The sequence below is a fragment of the Holdemanella porci genome (assembly GCF_009696075.1).
In the GTDB taxonomy this organism is placed as follows: domain Bacteria; phylum Bacillota_I; class Bacilli_A; order Erysipelotrichales; family Erysipelotrichaceae; genus Holdemanella; species Holdemanella porci.
Window position 1 is genome coordinate 1 of the sequence record NZ_VUMR01000084.1, and the last position, 4,484, is coordinate 4,484.

Consider the following 4,484-nt stretch of genomic DNA (forward strand, 5'->3'; position numbering starts at 1 on the left):
TGCACAAGAATCTACAATATCCAGGACAGTCATGTTCAATATCTCATTCTATTTTTAATGTGATTGGTTCCTTATCAAATCAAATTCGAGATGTTTTACCTGTCCTATAAATATACTAGCATCATTTTACAATTTATGATACCTGCACCATTCGTATGAATGATATAACCGCCATATTTATCCAATTGCAATTGATTTACTAATGATTGTAACTCTGCAGGAATTCTTCCGCTACATAGAGCAATAACTACATTGTTCTGTTGCAAATGAATTAAATAATCTAATGTTTGTTTAGAAATTTGTTTTTGCGTGTTTAATAATGTTCCATCAATATCTGTAATTAGTAATTGTAATTTATTCATATAGCCTCTTTCCACTAGGCAATATTATATATGCAAAAAACAAAAAATCTCTAAAACGGGAATTATATCCAATTTTAGGGATGATTTTATTGAATGGATTCTAAATAAATAGCATATTGAAGAAATAATATTTCAACGGTTATATAAAACATACTTGTAGGAGAAAAATGTTTTCCATGAATGGAGAAGTCTCTATGAGAACATAGATAATATAAATTTTCATCTGAGATTCTTGCGATTGGATTATCTAGAAATAAAGTGAGAGAAAGTATTTTAGCATTTTTTTCTTTGCATTTTTGCACAAATTCTACATCTGATTGTTGGCTGGCTTGAACTGAAAAAACAATAACTAAATCATCGCTTGTTAAATTGTTAACCAAATAATCCATTTCATTTGAACCATAAACAATATTTATTGATTTGTTTAGCTTAAAAAAGAATCTTTTTAAAATTTGAATCGCATGCTGTTGAACACCACCGGTTCCATATGCGAAAACATGATTTGCAGAATAGATCATTTGACAGGCTTTTTGATAATTTTGGTTTTCAGCATATTGAATGGCATTACAATAATCGTTACATATTGTTTTAATTAAATCTTGATTGATCGTATCTTCATCGTTGTTTTCCATTTTTAAATAAAATTTTAATTCACTGAAACCATTTAATGAAATTTTTTGTGTGAATCGTAAAATACTTGTTTTTGAAACATTACAATGTTCTGCTAATTCAGAAATGGACATGTTTTCACAAGTTTTCTTGTGTCCAAGTATATATCTCCAGATATATAAATCATTTAAATTCAAATCACTATAATATTTATTTACTAAGTCATCAAGTTTCATAAAAATCACCTAACAATATAATATAATCATAAAAGCGTTTACAGTCAATTGGAAAAAATTACATATTATGGAAAAAACATCTTAAAGTGCACTCAAATACCGAATCGCGTTGAACTATTGTTTCTATTTTTTCTTGGTGGTAAGGTATCGTTGTCGAAAGAAAATAGCATGTTAGGAGGAATAGATATGAGAGAAAAATCAGCTATTTGTATTGCAGGTGGAGGAAGTACTTTTACACCAGGAATCGTATTAATGTTAGTAGAAAACCAAGATCGTTTCCCAATTTCTAAAATCACTTTATACGATAATAATGCAGAAAGACAGGATAAACTTGCAGAAGCTTGTGCGATTATGTTAAAAGAAAAAGCTCCAGAAATTGAATTCAATTGGACAACAGATCCAGAAACAGCTTTTACTGGAATTGACTTTGTTATGGCACACATTCGTGTTGGATTATATGCAATGCGTGAAATGGATGAAAAGATTCCTTTGAAATATGGTGTTGTAGGACAAGAAACTTGTGGTCCTGGAGGAATGGCTTATGGTATGCGTTCAATTGGGCCAGTTATTGAAATCTTAGATTACATGGAAAAATATTCACCAAATGCTTGGATGTTGAACTACTCAAACCCAGCAGCTATCGTTGCCGAAGCAACTCGTCGTTTGCGCCCTGGACATCGTATTATCAATATTTGTGATATGCCAGTTGGTCTAGAAACAAATATGTGTTCAATTATTAAAGATGAAACAGGTAGAGAATTAACTCGTAAAGACATGGAAATCCGTTATTATGGTTTGAACCATTTTGGATGGTGGACACAAGTCCAAGATAAAGAGGGCAATGATTTAATGCCAATCTTAAAGAAACACATTTCTGAAATGGGATACGCAAATAATTCGCCTGAATTCCAACACAGAGATCCATCTTGGGTTGAAACATATACAAAGGCAAAAGATGTATATGCATTGGATCCAGAAACAATTCCAAACACATATTTAAAATATTACTTATATCCAGACTTTGTAGTAGAACATTCAGATCCAAATTATACTCGTGCTAACGAAGTTATGGATGGACGTGAAAAAACTGTATTTGGACAGGCAAAAGCCATTGTTGAAAATGGCACTTCAAAAGGAAATGAATTTGCGGCTGGAGTTCACGCTTCATTTATCGTAGACTTAGCATGCGCATTGAAATTTAATACACACGAAAGAATGTTGTTAATTGTTCCTAATGAAGGAGCTATTGAAAACTTTGATCCAACTGCCATGGTAGAAATTCCATGTTTGGTAGGTTCAAATGGACCAGAACCATTAAAGATTGGAGAAATCCCAACATTCCAACGTGGATTGATGACAGAACAAGTATGTGTTGAAAAACTAGTTGTAGAAGCTTGGATTGAACATAGTTATCAAAAGATGTGGCAAGCAATTACATTAAGTAAAACAGTTCCAAGTGGAAAAGTTGCTAAACAAATCCTAGATGATTTGATTGAAGCAAATAAAGATTTCTGGCCTGAATTAAAATAATAAATAATTAGAAAGAAGAGAAGCTTAACTATTATTAGATCCTTGACAACTAAAGTGACTTAATTAATGGTTAAGCTTTTATTTATGTAATGGAGATAATAGAATGAAAAAATATAATGTTGTAATTGTAGGTGGTGGAAGCCACCGTAATCCAGATTTAATGGCAATGTTAGCCGATAACAAAGATCGTTTCCCAATTCGTCGTATTTGTTTATATGATACAGAATCAGAACGACAAGAAATAATGGGAAAATATGGTGAAATATTAATGCGAGAATACTATCCAGAATTGGAAGAATTCGCATATACTACAGATCCTGATGTTGCTTTTAAAGATGTAGACTTTGCCCTAATGCAAATTCGAGCAGGCCGTTTACCAATGCGTGAAAAAGATGAAAAGATTTCTTTGAGTCATGGTTGTGTAGGACAAGAAACTTGTGGTGCTGGAGGATTCGCATATGGACTTCGTAGTGTCCCAGATATTATTGAATTAGTAAAAATGATCCGTAAACATTCACCAGAAGCATGGATTTTGAATTACTCAAATCCAGCAGCTATTGTAGCTGAAGCAACAAAACGTGTGTTCCCAGATGATCATCGAATTTTAAACATTTGTGATATGCCAATTGCTATTATGGATCAATATGCAAATATTTTGAAATGTAGTCGTAAAGATTTTGAACCACGTTATTTTGGCTTGAATCACTTTGGATGGTTTACTCATATCTATGATAAGAAAACAGGTGAAGATTTAGAACCAAAAATTAAAGAATTGATCCTTAGTGGGGAAGACTTATTTAAACTAAGTGGTGTAGATGAACATACTATGGAACCTAGTTGGATCGAAACATATAAATTTATGGCAAATATTTTGAGGGATTATCCAGAATATTTACCAAATACATACTTAAAATATTATTTATATCCAAAACATGTTGTAGAAACATCAAATCCTAACTATACTCGTGCAAATGAAGTTATGGATGGAAAAGAAAAACGTTGCTACGAAATGATGGAAGAGGTAATTAAATTAGGAAAGTTAAAAGGAACAGAATATGAAATTAAGCCTGGTCGAGGCGTGCATGCAAGTTACATTGTAGATTTAGCTTGTGCAATTATTAATAACACAAATGAAATCTTCTTGATTATTACTAAGAATAAAGGTGTAATTCCAAATGTGGATGAAAACATGATGGTTGAAGTTGCGTGTCGAGTAGGTGCAAATGGAGTAGAGCCATTAGCATTAGATCCAATTCCAACATTCTATAAGGGAATGATGGAAAATCAATATGCTTATGAAAAATTAACTGTAGATGGATTGTTTGAAAGAGATAAAACAAAATTATTACAAGCGTTAGCTTTAAATAGAACAGTAACGGATACAGATACAGCGAAAGCAATTTTAGATGATTTGATTGAAGCAAATAAAGATTATTGGGGAAAATATTTTAAATAATATGGGGAGAAATAAAAATGAAAAAATATAACGTATGTATCGTAGGTGGAGGAAGCACTTATACATTAGGATTCTTAAAATCATTTGCTCGTATGCAGGAAGAATTCCCATTGAATAAACTTGTATTGTTCGATATCGATGGAGAAAGACAGAAACCAATCGGGCAATATGGAGAAATCATGTTTAAAGAAAGATATCCAGAATTGGATTTCTCATATACAACAGATCCTGCTGAAGCTTATAAAGACATGGACTTTATCTTTATGCAGATGCGTGCAGGTGGACTTCACA

5 protein-coding genes are annotated in these 4,484 nt (G+C 32.1%); 3 read left to right on the forward strand and 2 right to left on the reverse strand.

Features of this window, described 5'->3' with window-relative positions; translation table 11 throughout:
• Nucleotides 1–104: 104 nt before the first annotated feature.
• Together FYJ55_RS10160 and FYJ55_RS10165 are read right to left on the reverse strand one after the other, a co-directional pair.
• The gene (locus FYJ55_RS10160; protein ID WP_195836726.1) at nt 105–362 is read right to left on the reverse strand and encodes an HAD family hydrolase; all 258 of its coding nucleotides are present in this window, start codon (nt 360–362) and stop codon (nt 105–107) included.
• Between the two features lie 86 nt (nt 363–448).
• Complete coding sequence (locus tag FYJ55_RS10165) at nt 449–1,207, reverse strand: MurR/RpiR family transcriptional regulator (RefSeq protein ID WP_154556725.1); 759 nt, start codon at nt 1,205–1,207, stop codon at nt 449–451.
• A 186-nt stretch (nt 1,208–1,393) separates the two neighbouring features.
• On the opposite strand from FYJ55_RS10165, the gene FYJ55_RS10170 reads away from it, so the two are divergent.
• From FYJ55_RS10170 to FYJ55_RS10180, 3 genes are all read left to right on the forward strand, one after another.
• Complete coding sequence (locus FYJ55_RS10170; protein WP_154556726.1) at nt 1,394–2,737, forward strand: 6-phospho-alpha-glucosidase; 1,344 nt, start codon at nt 1,394–1,396, stop codon at nt 2,735–2,737.
• A gap of 103 nt (nt 2,738–2,840) precedes the next feature.
• On the forward strand, nt 2,841–4,193 hold the full coding sequence (locus FYJ55_RS10175) for a 6-phospho-alpha-glucosidase (RefSeq protein ID WP_154556727.1): 1,353 nt from the start codon (nt 2,841–2,843) through the stop codon (nt 4,191–4,193).
• A 17-nt stretch (nt 4,194–4,210) separates the two neighbouring features.
• Nucleotides 4,211–4,484 (forward strand): family 4 glycosyl hydrolase (locus tag FYJ55_RS10180; RefSeq protein WP_456152225.1); only part of this gene is annotated, 274 nt, incomplete at its 3' end.